At 69.7% G+C, this 21664-nt stretch carries 20 protein-coding genes and 1 pseudogene; 5 read left to right on the plus strand and 16 right to left on the minus strand.

What is annotated here, in order from left to right; translation table 11 throughout:
• Positions 1-62: 62 nt before the first annotated feature.
• On the minus strand, positions 63-383 hold the full coding sequence (gene fdxA / locus OG819_RS06705; protein ID WP_018089397.1) for a ferredoxin: 321 nt from the start codon (positions 381-383) through the stop codon (positions 63-65).
• Between the two features lie 140 nt (positions 384-523).
• Here fdxA and OG819_RS06710 point away from each other — a divergent pair, with 140 nt between their 5' ends.
• Together OG819_RS06710 and OG819_RS06715 are read left to right on the plus strand one after the other, a co-directional pair.
• Positions 524-1564, plus strand: coding sequence for a GNAT family N-acetyltransferase (locus OG819_RS06710; protein WP_266648441.1), 1041 nt, complete (start codon positions 524-526; stop codon positions 1562-1564).
• Between the two features lie 17 nt (positions 1565-1581).
• Positions 1582-2433: a transglutaminase-like domain-containing protein gene (locus tag OG819_RS06715; protein ID WP_266628293.1), complete on the plus strand. Its 852-nt coding sequence runs from the start codon at positions 1582-1584 to the stop codon at positions 2431-2433.
• A 134-nt stretch (positions 2434-2567) separates the two neighbouring features.
• On the opposite strand, the gene OG819_RS06720 is transcribed toward OG819_RS06715, so the two are convergent.
• The 11 genes and pseudogenes from OG819_RS06720 to OG819_RS06770 all read right to left on the minus strand — a co-directional run bounded on the left by OG819_RS06720 (position 2568) and on the right by OG819_RS06770 (position 12382).
• The gene (locus tag OG819_RS06720; RefSeq protein ID WP_266648443.1) at positions 2568-3182 is read right to left on the minus strand and encodes a response regulator transcription factor; all 615 of its coding nucleotides are present in this window, start codon (positions 3180-3182) and stop codon (positions 2568-2570) included.
• On the minus strand, positions 3179-4354 hold the full coding sequence (locus OG819_RS06725; RefSeq protein WP_266648445.1) for a histidine kinase: 1176 nt from the start codon (positions 4352-4354) through the stop codon (positions 3179-3181). The genes OG819_RS06720 and OG819_RS06725 overlap by 4 nt, the downstream gene beginning before the upstream one ends.
• Positions 4351-5091: an ABC transporter permease gene (locus OG819_RS06730; RefSeq protein WP_266648447.1), complete on the minus strand. Its 741-nt coding sequence runs from the start codon at positions 5089-5091 to the stop codon at positions 4351-4353. The genes OG819_RS06725 and OG819_RS06730 overlap by 4 nt, the downstream gene beginning before the upstream one ends.
• Positions 5088-6014, minus strand: a complete 927-nt coding sequence (locus OG819_RS06735) for an ABC transporter ATP-binding protein (protein WP_266648448.1) — start codon at positions 6012-6014, stop codon at positions 5088-5090. Before OG819_RS06735 ends, OG819_RS06730 begins: the two co-directional genes overlap by 4 nt.
• Before the next feature lie 154 nt (positions 6015-6168).
• Positions 6169-8442 carry a hypothetical protein gene (locus OG819_RS06740; RefSeq protein WP_266648449.1) on the minus strand — a complete coding sequence of 758 codons (2274 nt, stop codon included), beginning with the start codon at positions 8440-8442 and terminating at the stop codon, positions 6169-6171.
• 160 nt (positions 8443-8602) lie between these two features.
• Positions 8603-9022, minus strand: coding sequence for a DUF6113 family protein (locus OG819_RS06745; protein WP_266436298.1), 420 nt, complete (start codon positions 9020-9022; stop codon positions 8603-8605).
• The gene (mshB, locus tag OG819_RS06750) at positions 9022-9945 is read right to left on the minus strand and encodes an N-acetyl-1-D-myo-inositol-2-amino-2-deoxy-alpha-D-glucopyranoside deacetylase (RefSeq protein WP_266648450.1); all 924 of its coding nucleotides are present in this window, start codon (positions 9943-9945) and stop codon (positions 9022-9024) included. Before mshB ends, OG819_RS06745 begins: the two co-directional genes overlap by 1 nt.
• Positions 9946-10000: 55 nt before the next feature.
• On the minus strand, positions 10001-10660 hold the full coding sequence (locus OG819_RS06755) for a hypothetical protein (protein ID WP_266648452.1): 660 nt from the start codon (positions 10658-10660) through the stop codon (positions 10001-10003).
• A gap of 153 nt (positions 10661-10813) precedes the next feature.
• Positions 10814-11071 (minus strand): hypothetical protein, encoded by a 258-nt coding sequence (locus tag OG819_RS06760; RefSeq protein WP_266648454.1) that lies wholly within the window; start codon positions 11069-11071, stop codon positions 10814-10816.
• Complete coding sequence (locus OG819_RS06765) at positions 11068-11415, minus strand: hypothetical protein (RefSeq protein ID WP_266648456.1); 348 nt, start codon at positions 11413-11415, stop codon at positions 11068-11070. Before OG819_RS06765 ends, OG819_RS06760 begins: the two co-directional genes overlap by 4 nt.
• Positions 11416-11492: 77 nt before the next feature.
• Positions 11493-12382 (minus strand): annotated as a pseudogene (locus OG819_RS06770) (helix-turn-helix domain-containing protein).
• A 298-nt stretch (positions 12383-12680) separates the two neighbouring features.
• Here OG819_RS06770 and OG819_RS06775 point away from each other — a divergent pair.
• Positions 12681-12980: an NIPSNAP family protein gene (locus OG819_RS06775; protein ID WP_266648458.1), complete on the plus strand. Its 300-nt coding sequence runs from the start codon at positions 12681-12683 to the stop codon at positions 12978-12980.
• Positions 12981-12988: 8 nt separating this feature from the next.
• On the opposite strand, the gene OG819_RS06780 is transcribed toward OG819_RS06775, so the two are convergent.
• Together OG819_RS06780 and OG819_RS06785 are read right to left on the minus strand one after the other, a co-directional pair.
• Positions 12989-16531: an AAA family ATPase gene (locus OG819_RS06780; protein WP_266648460.1), complete on the minus strand. Its 3543-nt coding sequence runs from the start codon at positions 16529-16531 to the stop codon at positions 12989-12991.
• A 223-nt stretch (positions 16532-16754) separates the two neighbouring features.
• Positions 16755-17240 (minus strand): ATP-binding protein, encoded by a 486-nt coding sequence (locus OG819_RS06785; RefSeq protein ID WP_266648462.1) that lies wholly within the window; start codon positions 17238-17240, stop codon positions 16755-16757.
• A 155-nt stretch (positions 17241-17395) separates the two neighbouring features.
• Here OG819_RS06785 and OG819_RS06790 point away from each other — a divergent pair, with 155 nt between their 5' ends.
• Both OG819_RS06790 and OG819_RS06795 read left to right on the plus strand, forming a co-directional pair.
• Positions 17396-18274: a helix-turn-helix transcriptional regulator gene (locus OG819_RS06790; protein ID WP_266648464.1), complete on the plus strand. Its 879-nt coding sequence runs from the start codon at positions 17396-17398 to the stop codon at positions 18272-18274.
• Positions 18271-18480: a DUF397 domain-containing protein gene (locus OG819_RS06795; protein ID WP_266648466.1), complete on the plus strand. Its 210-nt coding sequence runs from the start codon at positions 18271-18273 to the stop codon at positions 18478-18480. The genes OG819_RS06790 and OG819_RS06795 overlap by 4 nt, the downstream gene beginning before the upstream one ends.
• A gap of 13 nt (positions 18481-18493) precedes the next feature.
• Here OG819_RS06795 and OG819_RS06800 read toward each other — a convergent pair whose 3' ends face one another.
• Positions 18494-20089, minus strand: a complete 1596-nt coding sequence (locus OG819_RS06800) for a class I SAM-dependent DNA methyltransferase (RefSeq protein ID WP_266648467.1) — start codon at positions 20087-20089, stop codon at positions 18494-18496.
• Positions 20086-21663 (minus strand): restriction endonuclease subunit S, encoded by a 1578-nt coding sequence (locus OG819_RS06805; protein WP_323139328.1) that lies wholly within the window; start codon positions 21661-21663, stop codon positions 20086-20088. Before OG819_RS06805 ends, OG819_RS06800 begins: the two co-directional genes overlap by 4 nt.
• Between the last annotated feature and the right edge of the window lies 1 nt (position 21664).

The following is a 21664-nucleotide window of genomic DNA, read 5'->3' on the forward strand; positions in this document are numbered from 1 at the left end:
CCCGTACGGCGATCGAGGGAATCGGGCCGTACGGGACCGAGGCGGCGCGTAGGTGCGGCCGCTTACTGGTTCTGCGGCGGCAGCGCTGCGATGAAGGGGTGGTCGCGCTCGATCAGACCGAGCTTGCTGGCGCCGCCGGGCGAGCCGAGCTCGTCGAAGAACTCGACGTTCGCCTTGTAGTAGTCCTTCCACTCTTCGGGAGTGTCGTCCTCGTAGAAGATCGCCTCGACCGGGCACACCGGCTCACAGGCTCCACAGTCGACGCATTCGTCCGGGTGGATGTACAAGGACCGGGAGCCCTCGTAGATGCAGTCGACCGGGCACTCCTCGATGCACGCCTTGTCCTTGACGTCGACACAAGGCTGCGCGATGACGTAGGTCACGCTGTCGTTCCTCCTCGATAGGGCGCTGGCGGGCCTCCATAGGCTCCGCCGCCTGGCGCGCGGGAGCGCGGCGTCGTCGATGCCCGCACCTAGTATCTCCGTTCCGGGGCGTGATCCATACAGGAGGGGTGAACTGACCTGTGGAAATCTCTGCGGCTGGGCGTCTCGAGGTCCGAATCACCGCTGCTGACGTGGGCAAACGTGTCTCTGTTCGGCGGATGATCATAGATATCGAAGGTGCCGCCGAAGGTGAGAAGTTCACCGACACGGTCGGTGTTCTCACATCATGGAACAACGGTGTGCTGCTGATCACACGACGGGGCGGCGAGAGCGTCCGGATTCCGGAGTCCTCGCTGGTCGCGGGCAAGGTCGTACCGGCCGCCCCGGAGCGTCGGCGGGGCCCCGCGGCCTCGTACGAGGAGCTGGCGCGGGTCGCCGCGCGGGCCTGGCAGCCGGTGGAGAGCGAGCGGTTCGGCCACTGGGAGCTGCGGGCGGCCTCCGGGTTCACCCGGCGCGCGAATTCCGTGCTGCCGCTCGGAGACCCGGGCGTGCCGCTCGACGAGGCGCTGACGTGCGTACGTGACTGGTACGCGGCCCGTGGCCTGCCCGCCTACGTCCAGACCGCGACCGGGGCCGAGGGCGCGCAGGAGCTGCTGTGCGCGGAGCTGGAGGCGCGCGGCTGGGCGCGTGAGGTGAGCGCCGAGCTGTGGATCGGCGCGCTCGCGCCCCTCGCCGACCGTGAGGTCTCCGGGGGCCCCGAGGTCGTCCTCTCCCGTGCGGCCGACGAGGCGTGGCTGGGCCGCTACCAGCGCAAGGGGCTGAGCGAGGTCGCGCTGCGCGTCCTGGGCAGCGGGCCCTCGGTGTGGTTCGCGACGGTGCCCGGTGCGGAGGGGGAGCCTCCGGCCGCGATCGGGCGGTGTGTCGTCGACGGGCGGTGGGCCGGTTTCTCGGCCGTCGAGGTCGACCCCGCCCAGCGGCGCCGGGGCCTCGCCACCGTCGTCATGCCCGCGCTCGCCCACCGTGCCCTGGACGAGGGCGCCTCGGCGGCCTGGCTCCAGGTGGAGACGGACAACGCGGGGGCGCGGGCGCTGTACGCAGGAATGGGCTTCTCCGCGCATCACGCCTACCACCACTACCGCGCGCCTCAGGCATCCTCAGGCGACCGCCGTCCACCGTCGTGAAGGGGTACGAGACCGCCATGCCTTCCCCCCATCCCCCGGAGCCGGAGCGGGCCGCCGAGGTCCGCCGGATGTTCGCCGAGGAGGCCCGGTCCGAGCGGCCCGACCTGGCGGCGCTGTGTCTGCTGATCGGGGCGGCGGCGGACGGAACACTGGACGAGGCGGGAGTGGACGCGGCGCAGATCGAACTCGACCGGCTCGCCGGTCAGCTGCCGTTCCGGCCCGGTACGGCACTGTCCTGGGCGAGCGCGCTCGCCGAGCTGCTCGGCGGGCGCTGCGGGTTCCGGGGCTCGCCCGGGGACTACCAACGGCTGGAGTCGTCGCTGCTGCACGCGGTGCTGCGGCGGCGGCGCGGGCTGCCCATCCTGCTCTCCGTGGTGTGGATGGAGGTGGCCAGGCGGGCCGGCGCGCCGGTGTACGGGGTCGCCCTGCCCGGGCACTTCGTGGTGGGCTTCGGACCGGCCGAGCAACAGGTGCTCGCCGATCCCTTCGACGGGGGGCGGGTGCTGAGCGGCTCCGATGCGGAGCTGCTCGTGCAGGGGGCCACCGGTGCGCCTCTCGATCCCTCGGTGCTCGTCCCCGCCCCTCCGCTCGACGTGGTCGTGCGGATCCTGAACAACGTCCGGGCCTGGGCGGCGGCGCGGCCTGAACGGTCGGATGTCGCCCTGTGGGCCGTGGAGTTGTCGCTGGTGCTGCCGTCGCATCCCGCGCGGTTGCGGTACGAGCGGGCTCAGCTGCTGGTGCAGCGGGGGGATTTCCTGGGTGGGGCGGCGGAGTTGGACGCCTACGCCGATGTGGTCGCCGCGGTGGATCCGCCTACGGCGGAGAAGGTTCGGGGGCAGGCTCGGGCGGCTCGGGCGATGTTGAACTGAGGTCGCCTTCGCGCCGTGGGGCTTTGGGGACAGAGGGCGACTACAGGTCCGATTCGGCTGGTCGCGCCCACGCGGCGGAGCCGCATAATGTCACAGCCCCGCGCCCCTTTCAGGGGCGCCTGCCTCGACGGTGATTACAACCAGCCCTTCTCCCGTGCTATCCGGACCGCCTCCGCGCGATTGCGGGCCGCCAGCTTCTGGATCGCTGTGGAGAGGTAGTTGCGGACCGTGCCCTGGGAGAGGTGGAGGGCGGTGGCCAGTTCGGCGTTGGTGGAGCCGTCGGCCGCCGCGCGGAGGATCTCGCGCTCGCGGTCGGTCAGGGGGTTGGCGCCGTCGGCGAGGGCGGCGGCCGCGAGGGTGGGGTCGATGACCCGTTCGCCGGCGAGCACCTTACGGACCGCCGCGGCGAGTTGCGCCGCCGGGGCGTCCTTGACGAGGAAGGCGTCGGCGCCGGACTCCATCGCGCTGCGCAGATAGCCGGGGCGGCCGAAGGTCGTGAGGATGAGCAGTTTGATGCCGGGGAATTCCTTGTGGACCTCGGCCGCCGCCTCGATGCCCGTCCTGCCCGGCATCTCGATGTCGAGGAGCGCCACGTCCACGTCGTGGGCGCGGGCCGCGGCCAGCACCTCGTCGCCGCGCGCCACCTGGGCGACCACCTCGATGTCGGGCTCGAGGCCCAGCAACGCGGCGAGCGCCTCGCGGACCATCGACTGGTCCTCGGCGAGCAGGACCTTGATCGTGTGGCTCATGGACCGGATCCTACGGGGTGATCGGCGGCCTCGAAGGGGGCCTGCGTCGGCACCCGTGCGACCAGCCGGAAGCCGTGCCGCACCCGGCCCGCCTCCAGGGCTCCGCCCACCTTCTCCAGCCGCTCGGTCAGCCCCGTCAGACCGTTGCCCGGACCGTGGCCCGAGCCGCCCGAACCGTCGTCCTCCGCGCTCAGTTCGAGCACAGGGCCGTCCAGTGTCTGGCGGCGCACGAGCTCCACGGTGCAGCGCCGGGCCCCGCTGTGCCGTACGACATTGGTGATCGCTTCCCGCAGCGCCCAGGCGAGCGCGGACTCGCTCTCCTCGGCGACGTCGGTGAGGTCCGGCTCGGCGGGCAGCTCCGCGGTGACTCCCGCCGCCGTCAACGCGACCTGTGCGCCCGCGAGTTCGCCGGACAGCCGGGCCCGCCGGTAGCCGGTGACGGCCTCGCGCACGTCGACGAGGGCCTGACGGCTGACCTGTTCGATGTCGGCCACCTGCTGCGCCGCCTTCTCGGGGTGGTCGGGGAGCATCCGGCCGGCCAGCTCGCTCTTGAGGGTGATCAGGGAGAGCGAGTGGCCCAGCAGGTCGTGCAGATCGCGGGCCAGGCGCAGCCGCTCCTCGTTCGCGGCCAGTTGGGCGACCGTCGCACGGGCCTCGCGCAGCGCGATCGTCGTGCGGATCAGTTCGCGGACGCCGGTCATGGCGAACCCGCCGAGGAACGCCGGGATGAGCAGCCCCGCCAGATACGCCTTGCCGCCCGGGACGATCAGGGCGATCGCCGTCAGCACGGCGGAGACCGCCGGGATGGCCCAGCGCGCCATCCGCAGCGGGAGCACCGCGCCGGACGCGATCGAGACGTACACGAACAGGACGAGCCACTCCCGCCCCAGGGTGAAGGAGAGCAGGGCGGCCTCGGCCGCGAGGACCCAGAGCGAGACGAGCACGAAGGGCGTCGTCTCGCCGCGGCCGGTGCGGAAGACCAGCGCCCCGTACCACCCGACGAAGGCCACCAGGCCGCACCAGCCGAGCACGACGACACCGGTGCTGTGGCCGCCGTGCACCAGGTCGCTGACGGGCGCGCTCAGATAGACGAGCCAGATGCCGGTCCAGACGGCCTTGACCATCATCTGCCTGCGATTCTGCGGGCGTTGCCCGATGCCGACGCTGCTCACGCCTTCAGCGTGTCCTTCCGGTACAGCCATGCCGCGCCGCCCGCGAAGAGGAGGAAGGAGACGGCGAGGATGACGAGGTCCTTCGCGTGCGGGGCGTCGCCCAGCTCGATGGACCGCCCGAGGGCGGCGTACGCGTGCGTGGGCAGCCAGGACGCGATCTTCTGGAGCCAGTCGGGGAAGGTGGTCGTGGGCATCCACAGTCCGCCGAGCACCGAGAGCCCGAAGTACAGGATCATCGTGATCGGGCGGACCGCGTCGCCGCTCGCGAGATAGCCGATGGCCACGCCGAGCGCCGCGAAGACGAGGCTGCCGGCCCAGATCGCGCCGGTGAGCGCGAGCCACTGCCAGGCGTCCAGCCGTACGTGCTTCACGGCGGCGGCGACCGCGAAGACGACCACGATCGACGGCAGGCTGATCACGGCGGCGCTGGCCGTCTTCGCCAGGACATAGCCGCGGCCCGGCAGGGTGGTGAGCCTGAGCTGCCGTACCCAGCCGCTCTCGCGTTCCTTCGCGATGCGTTCGCTGTTGCCCATCAGGACGGCGGTCAGGGCGCCGAAGGAGGCCATGGAGACCATGAAGAAGGTCGGCAGGGTGAGCCCGGTGCCGTCCACCTCGGTGGTGCTGTCGGCGCTGCCCGCGATGAGCAGGAACAGGGCCGAGGGGTAGACCACCGAGAAGAACAGGAACTTCTTGTTGCGCAGGGCGCGGGTGATCTCGAGCTTGATGAGGCTGTTCACCGTGACTTCGCCTCCTCGGCGGCCGTGATGGCGACGAAGGCCTGCTCGAGCCCGAGCCCGGCGACTTCGAGATTGCGGGGGTAGAGGCCGAGCCCGTACAGCGCGTGTACGGTCGCGTCGGCGTCGGAGGACTGGATGCGGACGGTGTGCCCGGAGATGTCGATCGAGGTCAGGAAGGGCAGCGCGCGCAGCGGGGCCTCGTCGATGGGGGCTTCCAGGTCGAAGGCGATACGGCGGGCGCCGGCCTTCGCCTTGATCTCGGCGGCGGTGCCGTCGGCGAGCAGGCGGCCCCGGTGCAGTACGAGGACGCGGTCCGCTATGGCGTCGGCCTCCTCCAGGTAGTGCGTGGCGAACAGGACGGTCCTGCCCTGGTCGGCCTGCTCGCGCATGGTGGCCCAGAAGGCCTGGCGGGCGGAGACGTCCATGCCGGTGGTGGGCTCGTCCAGGACGATCAGGTCGTTGGCGCCGGCCGTGGCGAGCGCGAAGCGGACGCGCTGTTCCTGGCCGCCGGAGAGCTTGTTGACCTTGCGGTCGGCTATCTGCGAGATGCCCGCGCGGGCCAGCACGTCACTGACCTTGTACGGCTTCGGGTGCAGATCGCAGGCCAGCTTCACCAGCTCGCCGACCGTGACCTCGTCCATCAGGCCGCCGCTCTGCAGCATGGCGCCCACCCGGCCGCCGACGATCGCCTCGCGGGGGCCGGCGCCGAACACCCGGACCGCGCCGGTGTCGGGGTGCTTGAGGCCGAGGAGCAGGTCCAGCGTGGTCGACTTGCCGGCCCCGTTGGGACCCAGCAGGGCGACGGTCTCGCCCGGGTGCAGGTCGAGCGTCAGCCCGTCGACGGCCCGTACGTTCCCGTAGCTCTTGCTCACCTGATCGAACCCGACCACCGGGACGGTGGCGGGCGCCGCTGTTGTCGTCATGGGGACCATCGTGGCCGCGAGGGCCCGGTGCCCGGCAGTGCCGACGGTCCTGGGTGCCGCATGACAGATGTCATGCCGCGCGGAACTCCGTGCCGCGACGACGGAGCCCCTGCCCGGCGCGGGCAGGGGCTCCGTTCATCCGGACGACCGGAGGTCAGCTCGCTTTGCTGCCGATGACCCCGACGCGCTCCGCCGCCGTCTTGCCGCGCAGGGCCTTGCCCAGTGCGGTGACGACGTCCTGCGGCGTGACAGCGCGCTTCCCGCTCGCGGTCTGGATCTGCACGCCGTCGAAGGTGGCGCCGTACGCCGCCTTGAGCGCCGTGAGGTCGTACGTCTCCACGAGCTTGCCGTTGACGGCCTTGAAGCCGAGGATCTTCGGCAGTGACAGGGCGCCGAACGGGATGCTGTGTGCCGCGTCGGTCTGAATGGTGACGCGGGCGGACATCGCGGGCTCGGCGAACTCCTTCATCATCCGGTCGACCTCGGCGTTCGAGATGGTCGGCTGACGGGTCGTGGTGGCGACCTTCACCGGGGTGCTGGCGTCCGTCTCGACCTGGGCGCGGTACGCGTCCTTGACGGCCTGGGTCGAGGCCGCCACGTCGATGCCCTTGCCCGCCTTGCCGTACACGGCGACGGCCTTGCCGGACTCGAACTTGATGGTGCCGTCACTCGCCGAACCGGAACCGCTCGCGGTGCGCTCCAGGGCGGCCTGCAGCTTCTCCGCGTCGACGGGCATCGCCGGCTCGACGACACGCTGCTGACCGAACAGCGAGCCGATCACGGAGACCGGGTTGTAGTCGCTGCCCGCGGCGGCGCGGACCGTGTCCTGGGCATTGAACTGGAGCCCGGCCTGGTCCGGCTTGAGCGAGACCGTGGTGCCGTCCACCGACAGCTTGAGCGCCTTGTTCACACGCGCCCCGAAGGCGTCGTCGAGCTTCTTGACGGCCTCGTCGCGGGTGCCGCCGCCGATGTCGACGCCGAGCACGGTGGTGCCCTTGGGGACGTCCGAGCGGTTCATGAGCAGCCCGGCGCCGTAGACGCCACCGCCGATGAACACCACGCCGACGACCAGGAGCGTCAGCTTGCTGCGGCCCTTCTTCTTGGCCGGCTTCTTCGAGGAGGCGGCGGGCTTCGGCTCGGGCGCCTTCGGCGGGGTGTGCGGCAGCGGTCCGTCGGTGTGCGCGCCCGGCCCGAACGGGGAGTTCTGGGAGGTGGGCACGACGGGGATGCCGCTGGTCAGGGTGTGCCCGGAGACGTTGTCCACGGGGCCGCCGTAGCCCTGGCCGCCCGGCTCGGGCGCGGGCTTCTGCGGGGTGAGGATCGCGGTGTCGTCGCTGAGGCCGCCACCGGGGTAGCCCGTGCCGAGGCCGGGCGCACCGTGCCCGCCGGGCCGCCCTGCGGCCAGGCTGCCCGGAGCCACGCCCGGGCCGGCCGGCGGCACCATCGGGCCGTCGCCGGTGACCGGACCGCCCGTCGGGCCCGCGGGGCCGCCACGGCCGTTGTCCGAGAAGTTCTCCGCGAAGTACGGGAGGTCGTCGCGGCGCGGTTCGCCACCCGGCCCTCCAGGGCCACCCGCCGCTCCGGGACCGCCCGGTCCGCCGGGGCCACCCGGTCCGCCGGGGCCACCCGGTCCGCCCGGACCGTCGCTTCCTATGGCCGGGAAGGAGGCCGTGTTCCCCAGCGCCGCGGAGACGTCGAAGGAGCCGGTGCCGCCGCCGTGACCGGGGGCCACGGGTCCGGCGCCGGTGGCACCACCGGGCAGTCCGGCACCGTTCGTACCGCCGCTCCCGGGACGGGGCGCGTTCGCCCCACCCGGCCGGGCACCGCCCGCGCCGCCCAGGGGACCGGCGCCGTTCGCGCCGCCGGGAGCACCCGGCCGCGTACCGCCGGTGCCGTTGCCGCCCGGCGCGCCCGCGCCCTGCGGCGCCGCGGGACCCGCGGGTCCCGAACCGGTGGGCAAGGCCGCCCCATTGGTGGACCCGCCGCCCGAAGCACCGCCCGGCGCACCGGACTTGCGGGGTGCGAACCAGTCGCTGGTCTTATCCCTGGCCGGAGCACCGCCCGCGACGGCGGCTTCGGCCGAGGGCTCGGTGGCCGTGGCCGCTGCCACGGGCGCACTCACGGCACGCTGCGCCTCCGCGGGGGCTCCCGCGGGACCGGCGGGCTCGGCGGACGACTCGGCGTCCCCGACCGGTGTGCGTACGACGACCGGCGGGATGGGCCGCGATCCGGGGATGTTGATCCGGATCCGTGTCGTCAGCGTGGTCTCGGTCTTACGTTCCTCCGGCGGGGTGCCGGTGGCCGAACGGCCCGCGTCGGCACCGTTTTCGGAAGCCGTGGGGGTTCCGTAGGGGGGCGTCCCCGACGGGTACGCGGCTCCACCGCGCCCGTTGGGCCCGGAGGACGAACTGTCAGTTTCACGACTCAAGGCAGGTTCTCCCGGTTGGCTCCGCCGCCCGTTTACTCGACCTCATCTCGGGCAGCTCGGCGGCGCGCACCACCATACTGGCCATATTCGGCGCGCAAACCTCGCCCGCCCAGGAAACTCGCACGGGACCCGCACCTGTCCGCTACGGCGAACCGGTACGTCACTTCCCAAGTCGGACGGCGGAGCCGTCCGGTTGCCGCCCCAGACCAAGCGTGGCGCACATCACAGCCACAGCCATCCCACCGAGCAGGAAGAGGTAGGAGCCGAGTCCCGCGCCGAAGAGGAAGTCCCCTTCCGGGCGGGTGGAGGTGAGCAGGACGACCGCGATCATCCAGCCCACGGCGGGCGCGACGGCACCGGCCCGGGAGCCGGTCGCCCGCGATCCGCCCAGGAAGAGCCCGGCCCCGCCGGCCAGGGCGAGCAGCAACCCGCCCGGGAACCAGGCGGCTTGCACCAGCGTCCCGGCGGCCCCGACCACCGCGCCGAGCAGCAACAGGCCCAGGTAGGCCGCGATCCGCCCGGCCGAGGGCCGCTGCAGCGGCTGGGCGAGCGCGCTCCCCCGCTGTCCCGACATGCTCATCACGCGTCCGCCTTTCCCTGCTCGGTCCCCGTAGAGCCCTGTTCGATCCCCGCGAAGAGGTCGGTCTCCCGACCGGGTCCCGCGCGCTCCCCGCGCACCAACTCGTAGTACTCGGTGGTGAACAGCGGTTGCGCGAGTGCGTTCGACAGCGCGAACCAGGGTTCGGCCACCTCGATCTGGGTGGCGTGCGCCCGCATCGCGGCGGCCTTCGCGGCGGCGTACGCGCTCCCGTCGATCGCGGTGGTGACCACCGTGTCGTCGACCACGCCGGGTACGTCGTCCATGGCGGCGGACTCCTCGAACGGCAGCCCGGGCAGCACCTCGCGCAGCCGCCGGAAGCCCTCCTCGGCGACCGTGCGCGGGGCGCGGTTCCAGTAGACCTTGGTGATCTCCCAAGGCGCGCCGAGGCCGGGGCGGACGGCGGGGTCCGCGGCCAGTTCGACGGCGCGCATGGCGACGCGGTGGCCCTGGATGTGGTCCGGGTGTCCGTAGCCCCCGTCGGGGTCGTAGGTGACGAGCACCTGGGGGCGGACCTCGCGGATCACCTCGACCAGGTACTCCGCGGCCTCGTCGACGTCGGCGGACCAGAAGGCGCCCGCGCGGTGGTTCTGCTCGAGGCCCATCATCCCGGAGTCGCCGAAACGCCCGGGGCCGCCGAGGAAGCGGTGATCGGTGACCCCGAGCTCCTTCATGGCGGCGGCCAGCTCGCCGATCCGGTGCGGGCCGAGCCCGCCCTCGCGGTCGGGCGCGAGATACGCCAGCTCGGGCGGGATGACCTCGCCCTCCTCGCCGAGGGTGCAGGTCACCAGCGTCACATGGGCGCCCTCGGCCGCATACCTGGCCATGGTCGCGCCATTGTTGATCGACTCGTCGTCCGGGTGCGCGTGCACCAGGAGCAGACGCCGGTCGGGCAGTTCCGTCATGGAACCCACCCTACGAGGCGCCCGGCCCCACCGTCCGACCTGCCCCGGCCGCCTGTCACCCCTCGTCGTCGAGCACGTGGGCGATGGCCAGCGCGATCCGCTCGATCCAGTCGATCGCGTCCGTGACCTCGGCCTCGTCGATCGGACGGCGCTGCTTGAGATCGCCGTCGATCAGGTCGGCGTCGTGGGCGATCTTGTTGCGCCGCTGAGTGATCTCCAGATAGCGACTGCGAAGCTTCTTCTCGTTCAGGGTGGTACGGCCCTGGAACCAGTCGTTGATCCGTCCCGCCGCCTCGTACCAGACCTTCTTCTCCGTCACGAGCTTGAGCACCTCGGAGATCTTTCCGGGGTGCTGAAGCGCCTGGCCCGCAAGCTTGTCGCGCAGATGCTCGACGACGGCATCGGGCAGAGTGACGTCGCCGCGCCGTACCGCCTCGACCCGATGCAATGGCAATTCATACACACGCAGCTGGTACGGCATGTCAGGGCTGTCCTTGGCCGCCAGTTCGGCGACCCGGCGCAGCACCTCCTCGTGAAGCCAGTGGTCGATGGCGGCGACGGCCTGAACCCAGGCCGCCCGGTAGAAGTCGTCGATGTCGATCGTGGGTGATTTGAACGGGGTGAGCATCCTGCCCGCCTCGACCATGCGCCGGGCGTACGACAGGTTCGTCATGAACGCCTCGAACTGACGCGTCTGTGGTCTGGAAATGGCCATGCGCAACCCCCGTACGAACTCTTCACCACGATCTCTACGAGTACGATTCCCGAGCCGTACGGGGGCCAGTCAAGCCAGACGGATCAGCTCGAACCAACGTGACCGATTCCGGCCCCTCGGTTTCCGGATCACACCTCTCCGGATGCGGTGCGTTCAGAAGCCCAGATAGGTGATCTGGACGACGTAGACACGCTCGCTGCGCACGACGACCTGGTACCTGAACATGCCGCCGGTGACGATCATTTCGTGTCCCTTCGGGTCGATCCCGTCATGGGCCCGACCGTGGACATGAAGTGCTTCGGCTGCCCTGACCAGTTCGTTCGCCTTGAGTTCCACAGCGGCGAGGAAGTCTGCGGGAGCGGTTCGGGCGGCCTCTTCGGCACCGAAGGCGTACTCCCATTTCCAGCTCACTCGCGAACTGCCTTCATCGCCTCGTCGAGGACCGCACTCAGCTCGCGAAGGGCTTCCCGCGCGATGGCTGGATCCTCGTGTTCCAGATTGTTCTCCGCCTGGGTATAGCGGGTGGACAGATCCGGGCGACGGGCGATCTCGATCTCCCTGGCCCAGATAAGGACCCAGCTCTGCACCGGACTGAGGGACTGCCACTCGACTGCGTTGGCGAAGGCCTCATCTTTCATGGCCTGCATCTCGTCCAGGCGACCTGGAGCGACGACGGCAAGGGCAGCACGCAGGGCATCGGGAGTCAGCTCGGGACGGGGGATCAGCTCGTGTCCGTGGTCGGCCTGAGTGCCCATGGTGTCCTCCAGTGAGTGCCCCGGCCAGCGTATCGGGGCGGGCTGGTGGCAGAACGGGACACGGCGGCGGCTTCGCATCAGGCTGCCGTCGAGAGGTCGGATCGACAGTCCCGGCAGTGGCCGGGCTCAGGAGCACGGAAGGCGCGCTCGCAGCCGTCGCAGGTCTGGAGCGGGTGCCGGATGCCTGGCGGCTGTGCGGGCGCGCGGAACGGCGGCGGAGGCGGCAGCTGGGCGGCGAGGCGGTGGGCCAGGAGGGCGGCCGGACGCCGGAGTCCTTCGGGTGGCAGGTCGCTGGACAGCGCGTGGCGTACGGCACCGGGACTGACCTCGCGCTCCAGCCAGGCGGCGACGCCGGGGGCGAGGTGGGCCGTGTCGCAGGCGGAGAGCAGCAGGCGGGGGTCGTCGCGGCGGAGGTCGGCGAGCAGGTCTGTGGCGGCCTGAAGGAGCGCGGGGGCGGGACAGACCGGGCGTGGTACGGCAGGGAGGGGCTTGCGGGGTGCGCGCCGCTCGCGCTTCTCACGCTTTTCCCGGGTCGCCGCCGGACGGGCAGGGGCGGGGCGTACGGGCACGTCCTCGCCACGTCGTTCTGGCTGGTTGCAGGAGACCGTACGGGTGACGATACGGCCGCCGGGGACGCGCTCGCGGGCGCGGCGCAGGTAGCCGTGGGCTTCGAGCTCGCGCAGAGCGGCGGCGATACGCGTCGCGCCCTCGGGGAAGCGGGCGGCGAGGGTCTTGATGTCGACGCGGGCGCCGCTGGGCAGGGACTGGATGTGCACGCCCAGTCCGATCGCGAGCCCCGACAGCTCGGGGTGCTGGGCGAGGTGGTTGCCGATCACCGTAAGCGGGTGGTGTGGCGGGTGTTGTCGTGGGTGAGGCCGCCGGCATGCACGGGGCGCCGGTTCGCGTGGTTCTTAGTGGCAACACGGGGCTGGGCGCGCGGCGGCACGCTAGGGTTCTGCGTATCCATCGGGAAGCTCCTACTTCCTCGGTGGTCAGGCCCTCGCACTGGGATTGGCGTCCCGGCGGGGGCCGTCGCATGTCTGCGGTTGTGTTGTGCCGAGCGTAGGGCAGGCAACGGCCCCTGAATCCAGCCGAGTCGGTGATGTTCACTCGCGCGAGTGAGCGGGCGCCACGGGCGGGAGGGGTGGGGTTTGGTCGGGTTCTTTCACCTTGAGTTCCTTGGGAAAGACCGTCCCTGACACCGAAACACGAGCAGGCGGGTTCCGGTGGCGCACGGACTTCGCCCCTTGGAGAGGATGTCTGCCATGCCGAAGACCACACAACTGCGTACGTACACAGTCCGGGACGGCCTGCTCGACGAGTGGGTGGAGCGGTGGCGGAGCGAAATCGTTCCGCTGCGGCTGGAGTTGGGGTTCGCGATCGGAGGCGCTTGGGTGGACCGCGAGAGGAACCAGTTCGTCTGGCTGATCTCGTACGAGGGCCCGGAGACCTTCGCCGAGCGCAACGCACTGTACTGGTCGTCGCCCGCGCGCGAGGCCATGGGCCTGAACCCGGACGACTACCTTGTCCGCACCGAAGAGCTCACGGTCGAACCGGCCTACTGATCACACGGTCACACGGGGTCGAGCGGCAGCAGATGCTGCCGCCGTTCCTCGTGAGTGAGGGTACGGAAAACCCTTCCGCGGGCGGTCGCCTCCAGCCGGTCGTGGTCGGGCTCCGCCCTCCATACCCGCGCTGTCCCGTCGGCCGATCCCGTGAGCAGCCGTGCGCCGTCCGGGGACCAGGCAACAGAGGTCACCTTGTCCTGGTGCACACCCACGACGGCGATCTCCTCAAAGGTGGTGGCGGACCAGACCCGTACGGTGCGGTCGTCGGCGCCCGTGGCGATGTGCCGTCCGTCCGGTGACCAGGCCACCGCGCGAAGCCGTCCTTCGTGCCCCCTCAGCACCTCGATGCGCCGTCCAGTGAGGACGTCCCACACGGCGGCCGTCCAGTCGCCGGAAGCGGTGGCAATCCTCGCCTCGTCTGGGGACCAGCTCACGTCCTCCACGTAGTTGTCGTGGCCGCGTAGCACTGTGAACTGCCGCCCCTCGCCGATGTCCCACAGTCGGCACGTACGGTCGTCGGAACAACTGGCGAGCTGCCGTCCGCTCGGCGACCAGGCCACGCGCCCCACCCAGTCCTGATGTTCCGTCAGTTTCAACAGCTCGGTCCCGTCCGACGCGGACAGGACACGCACGGCGCCGTCATGGCCACCAGTGGCGATCCGGCCGCCGTTCGAAGACCACGCACACCCTTCGACGACCTCGCCCTGTCGTTCGAACAGCGTGCCGCCGCGCCCGTCTGTGATCCGGAACAGGCCGTCGTTGGTGCCGAACGCGAGCCGTTCCCCCTGCGGCGCCCAGGCGACGCCCCAGACCCGGTCCTCCACCTCGGTCACCAGTCCGGCAGAAACGCCGGTGAACGCGTGCCACACCCGTACGGTGCCGTCGTCCGAGGCCGTGGCGAAACGACTGCCGTCGCCGGACCACGTGGCCTGGTTCACCGGACCTCGATGCCCGTCGGCCACGACGACCTCGGCACCACGCGGGCGCAGGTCCCACACCATGCCGGCGCCGTCGGTGGAGCTGGTGGCGAGCATCGTCCCGCAGGGGGACCAGGAGACCCCCCACACGGTGTCCGCGTGGCCGCGCAACACCGCCAGGACCTTGGCGTTCTCCGTGTCGACGATGCGCACTGTGTGGTCGGAGGAGGCGCTGGCCAGCATCCGTCCGTCTGGCGACCAGGCCAGGTTCCACACGTAGTCGGTGTGCCCTCGCAGCAACAGGCGCAGATCACCGGTCCCGGCGTCCCAGATGCGGGCGGTGTGGTCCCCGGAGCCCGTGGCGATGTGTCGTCCGTCCGGCGACCAGGCGATGCCCTCCACGAAGTCCGAGTGCCCGGTGAGCGTGGTGGCCGCCGTCCCTGTCGTCAGGTCCCAGACGATCGCGGTCTGATCGTGGGAGGCGGAGGCTAGGCGGCTGCCGTCCGGCGACCACGCGACGCCCCACACATCTTCGCCGTGTCCGTGCAGTTCGTGTACGAGCCGCCCTGTGCCAGCCTCCCAGACCCGTACGATCCGGTCCTTGGAGCTTGCAGCGACATGTCGGCCGTCCGGCGACCAGGCCACCTGTCTGTTGAGATCTCCGGCCCCGGTGAGCAGATCGACCGGCTCCCCCGAGACGGCATCCCAGATCCGTACGACACGGTCACGGCCGACGGTCGCAAGCCTCGCCGAATCCGGTGACCAGGCAACGGACTCCACCATGACGCCGTCGCACGGCAGCACCAGCAAGGGACGTCCGGACGGTGCGTCGTACACGCGGCTCGTGCCGTCCCTGGATGCCGTGGCCAGCATGCGCCCGTCCGGGGACCAGGCGATGTGCCGGACCGTGTCCGTGTGTCCGTCGAGCCGGGAGCGGAGGTGACTCGCCGCCAGCGCCGCCATCAGTCCGCGCCGGGCCGAGGGCGTGGGCGCGCACTCGCCCAGCGCGGCGAGCGAAAGCAACAGGGAACGCTCCGGTTCACTCTCCGCGCTCAGCAGAACCTGACGGCCGATACTGTCGGAGACCTGGCTCAGGAAGGTCAGGTCGCGGCGCTGCGAGGACTCGACGAGCGCGCGGGCGGGTGTGGACGCCTGCCCGGATTCTTCCAGCGCTTCCAACCAGCGCCGGGCAGCCGTGAGGCGTTCGCCGGTAAGGAGATAGTCGTCGCTGCGTCCGGCCCGCTCCCAGTCGGCCGCCCACCGCTCCAGTTCGGCGCGTTCACGGAGTCGTTCGGCCCGCGCCTCGACCTCCTGCCGCAGAGGGGCCCACTGTCGGAACAGCGCCTCGTGCGTCACCTGCGCAAACGGCTCGCCGCCGGCTACGGAACCGCCGCCCGTGACGCCAGTGCGCAGCAGCCGTGCCTCGACGAAGGCATCGACGACATGGCGGTCCCGTTCGTCGAGTTCGGACAGCGGCACATGGCGGCGGGCCACCTCCTGCCCCTCGACGGTGACGAACCTGAGCAGGACGCGGAGGACGGCGTCGATGCCCACGCCCGCACCGAGCCCGGTCACGGTGTTGTCCGCCTGGCGCGCGAGCGCGCCGGGTACTCCGCCAAGCCGCCGGTACAGCTCCTCGGTCACCGTCCCGCCTGGGCCGGAGGCGAAGTACAACTCCTGGAGGAGGTAGGCGAGCAGCGGCAACGCGTCATCCGTCCCGGTCTCGCTCACGATGGAGTCGACGACTCCGGGCTCGAAGCCCAGGCCGACGAGGGCCCCAGGACGCTCCACGACTTCGACGAGCTGCGCTCTGCCCAAGGTGCCGATGGCGACAGGGTGCTGAAGGAGTTCCGCCTGTCCGATGCCGAGAAGCCTGCCGAGCAGGTCCACCCGGAGGGTGACCAGTACACGGACCGCCGGGTCCTGTTCCACGCAGGTACTCAGCGCTTCGAGGAACTGGGCGCGTTCGCGCTCGCCCGCCAGAGTGACGATCTCCTCGAACTGGTCGACCACGAGGAGTATCCGCCGGAACCGGCCGCCACGCAGCCGCGACAGCTCGGCTCGCAGGGCGTCCGGCCCCTGGCGCAGCCTGCGCAGTACGGCGCTCGCCGATTCCTGCCCGTCGGCGGCGGCCGCCAGCGCTGCCGCGAGGGCGCCCAGCGGATTGGGTCCGGGGACGAAGGCCGGCACGACAGTCCAGCGGCGCGCCCGAAGCCTGGGCATCACCCCCGCTCTGACCAGCGAAGACTTTCCGCTGCCGGACGCCCCGACCAGCACCAGGAACCGTTCCGCGGGGCGGGTCGCGGTGGCGTGCAGCCTGCGCGTCAGTTCGGCTGCCTGTGCCTCCCGGCCGAAGTAGACAGCTGCCTCGTCCTCGTCGAACGCGTCGAGACCCGGATACGGAACCCGCTCCCTCGGCCACTCGCTCCGGGGCGGCGCGGGATGCTCCAACCGGTAGACGACGACCTGCCCGGCCACAAGCGCCACGATCAGCACGCCGATGGCCGGAACGGAGAACCGCTGAATCGCCTCCAGTGCCCAGGGAACCTTGTCGGTGCTGGTCGCGTAGTTGGTGGCGATCCCGAGTAAGCAGGCGACCAGCGCCAGCATGATCTGGATCGCGACCTGCACACGGTTCCTCATCGGTCACCGCTCACGACCGCGCCGCCACCCATCAACACCGCTCACCCCCCGTTCCACCGGCCTCGAAAGACCGGCATCGCGTCATCCGCTCATGACCATCTTCCGAGGCTTCACAGGCGCGTTCAACGGTGCGTACGGGTTTCGGCCATGCGGGTCGGAGCGGAGGTCCAACGGGGACCTTCAGCGGGAGGTGGGGTTTGGTCGGGTTCTTTCACCCTGGTGTTTCTTGGTAAAGGTCGCCCGTCGCGCCGGAGCACGGGCGGCTGGGTTCCGGTGCGAGGTCCAGCTCGGCCCATACCGTCTTGCGCGGAGGCGGCCCCGGGGCCCAGCCCCAACGGTCGGCCAACGCGTCGACGAGGACGAGACCGCGGCCGGACTCGGCGTCGGGGGTGGAGTGCCGGGCGTACGGAAGACGGTCACCGCGGGTGTCGCTGACCTCGATCCGGAGCGTGTCGGCGACGACGTAGAGCGTGAGCCGGAAGTCACGGCCCGGGACGCGCCCGTGCGTCGCCGCGTTGGCCGCCAGTTCGGCGACGACGTGCGCCGCCCGGTCCATGGGGAGTCCCCAGGTGCGGAGTTGCTCGGTGGCGAGAAGACGGCCGAGGCGGGCACCGCGTGGCGTCGGCGACAGGAGCACGCTGAAGTTGCGGATGGGGGTGACGGGGTGGACCTCGGAGACGGCTGTTTCTTGATTCACGTCACTCAGCGTGGCGGCGTGCGCATACCGTGAACAGTGACGAAGCCGATGCGTACGGTGACTGTCCGGACGTTGTCCGGTGGTGTCCGGCCAGTCCGGAACGGTCGTACGGGTAAGGGGCGTTGAGGCACGGTGGTACGACGGAGGGGCGCGCGATGCAGCAGGTGGACGGTGAAGCGGTACGGCTCAAGGGCGAGGCAGAAGAGCCGGGTTGGGAGGTGGACCCGGACGACGACTGGGGTGTGGCGGTCGTCGCGACCGTCGGGCGGCAGCTGAAGCTACGGCGGGAGGCGGTGGGGATGCGGGCCGCCGAGTTCGGGAAGGCGGTGGGGTACGGCGAGGACATGGTGTACAAGATCGAGGGCGGGAAGAGGATTCCTCAGCCCGAGTATCTGGACAAGGCCGACGAGGTGTTAAGGGCGGGTGGGCTGCTCTCGGCGATGAAGGAGGACGTGAAGAGGGTTCGGTACCCGAAGAAGGTGCGGGATCTGGCGCAGATGGAGGCCAGGGCGGTCGAGATCGGAGTGTACGAAAGCAGCAACATCGCCGGTCTGTTGCAGACGCCGGAGCACACGCGAGCCCTGTTGGAATCGTGGCAGCCGGCCTATTCGCCGGAAGACTTGGAGCGCCGGGTTGCCGCCCGTGTGGCTCGGCGGTCCGTCTTCGACCGATCGCCCGCGCCCGCCCTTGGGTTCGTCCTGGAAGAGGCGACGCTCCGCCGCAAGGTTGGAGGCACAATGGTGCGGCAACAGCAGTTCGAACGCCTGCTGGAGGTGGGACGGTTGAACAACGTCACCCTTCAGATCATGCCCATGGACAGTGGAGCGCATCCTGGTATGAGCGGCAGAATCGAAGTGCTGAAGTTCGAGGACGGCACGGCCGTCGGACGTTCCGACGGCGCCTTCAACGGTCGTCCGGTCTCCGACTTGAGGCAGCTGCGCCTCCTTGAGCTGCGGTACGGCACCATCCGGGCCCAGGCTCTCCCGCCCGGGGAGTCGCTGGCCCTCATCGAGCAACTGCTGGGAGAAACATGATCCACAAGTCCACTGCCAGGCCCACCTTCGCACTGGAGTGGTTCAAGAGCAGCTACAGCAGTGGCCCCGACGGCGATTCCTGCGTCGAGATCGCCACCACTCCCGGCACGGTGCACGTCCGCGATTCCAAGAACACCGCTGGCCCCCGGCTCATGCTTACGCCGGGGGCGTGGGCCGACTTCGTGTCGTACACGTCCGAAGACTGACCGACGGACCGACTTACTCGACCTCGGCCTGCGGTACGTCGACCTCGCCGCCCAAGGAGCGGGCGATGGCCGTGAACTCGTTCAGAGCGGACTGGAGGTCGCGGACGATCTCCTCGGCGATCACCTCGGGCGCCAGACCGCTATCGGCGTCGTCGAGCGCGGGGTCCTTCATCCACGTGATGTCGAGGTTGACCTTGTCGCGAGCGATCAGGTCCTCGTAGCTGAACTTCCTGAAGGGCCCATTCTCGTCCTCGGACTCGACGCGGGACGACCTTGGCTCGCCAGCGCGGTAGGCCGCCACGAAGTCGTCCAGGTGGACCCGGGTGAGCGGGCGCTGCTTGAGCGTGAAGCGCTGGCCGGTACGGAGGTCGTAGAACCAGGTCTCGGTGGTGTGCGGCTTGCCGTCAGCGCGCGGGGGCTTCTTGTCGAAGAAGAGGACGTTGGCCTTGACGCCTCCCGCGTAGAAGATGCCGGTCGGCAGGCGCAAGATCGTGTGAAGGTCGAACTCGTCGAGCAGTTTGCGGCGGACCTTTTCACCGGCCCCGCCCTCGAAGAGCACGTTGTCCGGCAGGACGACAGCGGCGCGCCCTCCAACTGCCGTGAGCGACATGATGTGCTGGAGGAAGTTCAGCTGCTTGTTGGTGGTCGTGGCAGTGAAGTCGTCACGGTCGTACTGAATGTCCTCCTTCTCGACATCGCCGTCCTGACCGATCACGGTGATCGCGGACTTGCGGCCGAAGGGAGGGTTCGCGAGAACGAGGGTGGCGTGCTTGCCACTGGGCTTGTCGGCTAGGGCATCGCCGACGTGGATGAGGCTGGGCCCGTCGCTCTTGCCGATGCCGTGAAGAAGCATGTTCATCGCGGCGAGACGGGCAGTGCCGGTGACGAGTTCGTTGCCCCAGATCTTGCGGCCGCCGTCGTACGCCTTTCGCTCGTCCAGCGACATCTTCTTCATGTGGTGGTCGCGGATGTAGGAGTGGGCCGCGATGAGGAAGCCACCGGTACCGCACGCCGGGTCGGTGATGGTGTCGTCCGGGCCGGGCTGGGCGACGTCGACCATGGCGTCGATGAGCGCACGGGGAGTGAAGTACTGGCCGGCGCCGGTCTTGGTGTCCGAGGCGCCTTTGCTGAGCAGGCCCTCATAGGCATCGCCCTTGAGGTCCGTACCCTTGACGGTCCACTCCTCCTGGCCGATCAGGTCGACAACCAGCTTCTCCAGAAGGGCAGGCTTGGTGATCCGGTTCTGGGCGTCGGCGAAGATCGTGCCGATGGTGGTGTCGGGGTGGCGGCCCAAGTGCTCAAGGGTGTCGCGGTAGTGCCTCTCCAGTTCGGCACCGCGCTTGCCCACGAGGGACTGCCAGTTGTACTCGGCGGGGACGATTCCGCTCATGTCGCGCCCGTCCCACGGGTCGTTCTCGAACTCGTCGACCATCTTGAGGAAGAGCAGGTACGACAGTTGCTCGACGTACTCGATGGTGGACATGCCGTTGTCACGGAGAACGTTGCAGTAGTTCCAGAGTTTGGAGACCAGCGTGTTGGTCTGGGCGGCGACCTTGGCCGTCTCGGGGGCCTCTGTGTCGGGCTGCTGGGCGTCTGCGGGGACGGTCACAGGTCGAACTCCTGCTGTACGGCGAGGGCGGGGGCGGGGGTTGGCTCGGGGGCGGGGCCCGGTGCTGCGGCGGATGCCTCCACCGTCCGCCGGTGAGTACCGCTTCGGGTGCGCTTGGGCTTGGCTTCTGCGGCGCGCTCGGCAGCGATACGGTCCAGGAGATCGGCGGCGGGCGCATCATCTGGCGACTGCTGCGTGAGTGTGCCGGCGAACGCTGCACGGAGCAGCGATTCACGTAGTCCCGTCGCCCGCAGTTTCGCGCTTTCTCGTCCCTTGTCAGAATGTTCTAGCAGGCGGTACCACTCTCGCAGATTTTCCATGATTCTTGCCTGTTCCTCCGCCGGAGGAACAGGGATAGGGAACATCGCCAGCTTAGCGCTGTTGACGTTCGCTTGGCCGACTTGCTGCGACAGGACCGACCTGATGTATTTTCGCCCACCGGGACTGTTCACGTAAGCATTCACCCAGTCGGGATCGATCCCGTCCGCGAGACGACAACGAATGAGGTACGAGGCAAAAGCAGCCTCACCCAGTACATCCCGATACACCGCAGACTTTCCAACCAATTCTGCACTGTTGGTGCGGTTGAACAGCAGGTCTCCGTCCTGAAGTCGCATGGGATCGATGTCCGGATGATCACCTGGCAAGTATTTGATGCTGTCCATGACAATGCTCCCCGATTGGATGTTACCCATCCGGATCACGGGTACAGCACCATCGACGGCCGCAGCCTCGGCCTTCGCCGAGGTGCCGTACTGAATCAGCACGGACAACGACCCCAGCGTCCTCCATTCCCAGCCCTCTGGAAGGCCTTGGCGCCATTCCTGTGCGGGAGCACGTTCCTGGCTCCAACGCTTCTTACCGGCCTGCGCGGAAACTTGAGAGTCCACCCGCTCCAAGAGGGGACGGGCCGTACGGGCACCGCCGTCATCGGGAAGCAGGGCTCCGGAGAAGGCCCGGGCCACCAGCGCCTTGCGCAGGTTCGCGCCGCGTACGGCAGAGGATCCCAGAGATATGATCGCCACGTCGAGACGCGACAGCTGCTCTTCGAGGGCATCGACAATACGGCGCTGTTCCGCGAGCGGCGGCAGGGCGAACTCCACGCGATTCAGCTTCGACGTGCTCAGCGTGTAAAGACCACTCGTCGACTGAGCCACTCTAAGCAACTGAGACGCGATATCAGGCGAGTTCCACAGCAACTCAAGGAATTTGGGATCAATGACAGAAGTTGGTCGAACCTTGATCAGGTGATTCTGGTGAACGGCATCCTTGATCGCGCCGTGCCATGTGGCAGCACGGCCAACTTGATCCGGGCTCCCATTACCTTCAACGACGAGCAGGTCACCGTCCTTCAGGCGAAACCTATCCAATTCCCCCTCAAACAGTTCAACCTCGTGAACGTCACCAAGGTCAAGACGACCGCGCCCAACGTTGGCCACGCGCAGGAAAGGGAATTTATTCTTCACCGGGCGGCGTTTGGCCTGCTTTTGGATTCCCCCAGTCACGTCGCAAACCTGGTCCAACTTGACCCAAGCCCACCCTGCCGGAAGCTCTCTCTCCCCGTCCACGCTCACA

Origin of the sequence: Streptomyces sp. NBC_01549, from assembly GCF_026339955.1 — a bacterium.
GTDB lineage: Bacteria > Actinomycetota > Actinomycetes > Streptomycetales > Streptomycetaceae > Streptomyces.

Coding starts and splice junctions, on each gene's coding strand:
- OG819_RS06715 (WP_266628293.1), top strand. CDS start 1,582: ATGCCTTCCCCCCATCCCCCGGAGCCGGAGCGGGCCGCCGAGGTCCGC.
- OG819_RS06720 (WP_266648443.1), bottom strand. CDS start 3,182: ATGAGCCACACGATCAAGGTCCTGCTCGCCGAGGACCAGTCGATGGTC.
- OG819_RS06735 (WP_266648448.1), bottom strand. CDS start 6,014: ATGACGACAACAGCGGCGCCCGCCACCGTCCCGGTGGTCGGGTTCGAT.
- OG819_RS06745 (WP_266436298.1), bottom strand. CDS start 9,022: ATGAGCATGTCGGGACAGCGGGGGAGCGCGCTCGCCCAGCCGCTGCAG.
- mshB (WP_266648450.1), bottom strand. CDS start 9,945: ATGACGGAACTGCCCGACCGGCGTCTGCTCCTGGTGCACGCGCACCCG.
- OG819_RS06755 (WP_266648452.1), bottom strand. CDS start 10,660: ATGGCCATTTCCAGACCACAGACGCGTCAGTTCGAGGCGTTCATGACG.
- OG819_RS06765 (WP_266648456.1), bottom strand. CDS start 11,415: ATGGGCACTCAGGCCGACCACGGACACGAGCTGATCCCCCGTCCCGAG.
- OG819_RS06775 (WP_266648458.1), top strand. CDS start 12,681: ATGCCGAAGACCACACAACTGCGTACGTACACAGTCCGGGACGGCCTG.
- OG819_RS06790 (WP_266648464.1), top strand. CDS start 17,396: ATGCAGCAGGTGGACGGTGAAGCGGTACGGCTCAAGGGCGAGGCAGAA.
- OG819_RS06795 (WP_266648466.1), top strand. CDS start 18,271: ATGATCCACAAGTCCACTGCCAGGCCCACCTTCGCACTGGAGTGGTTC.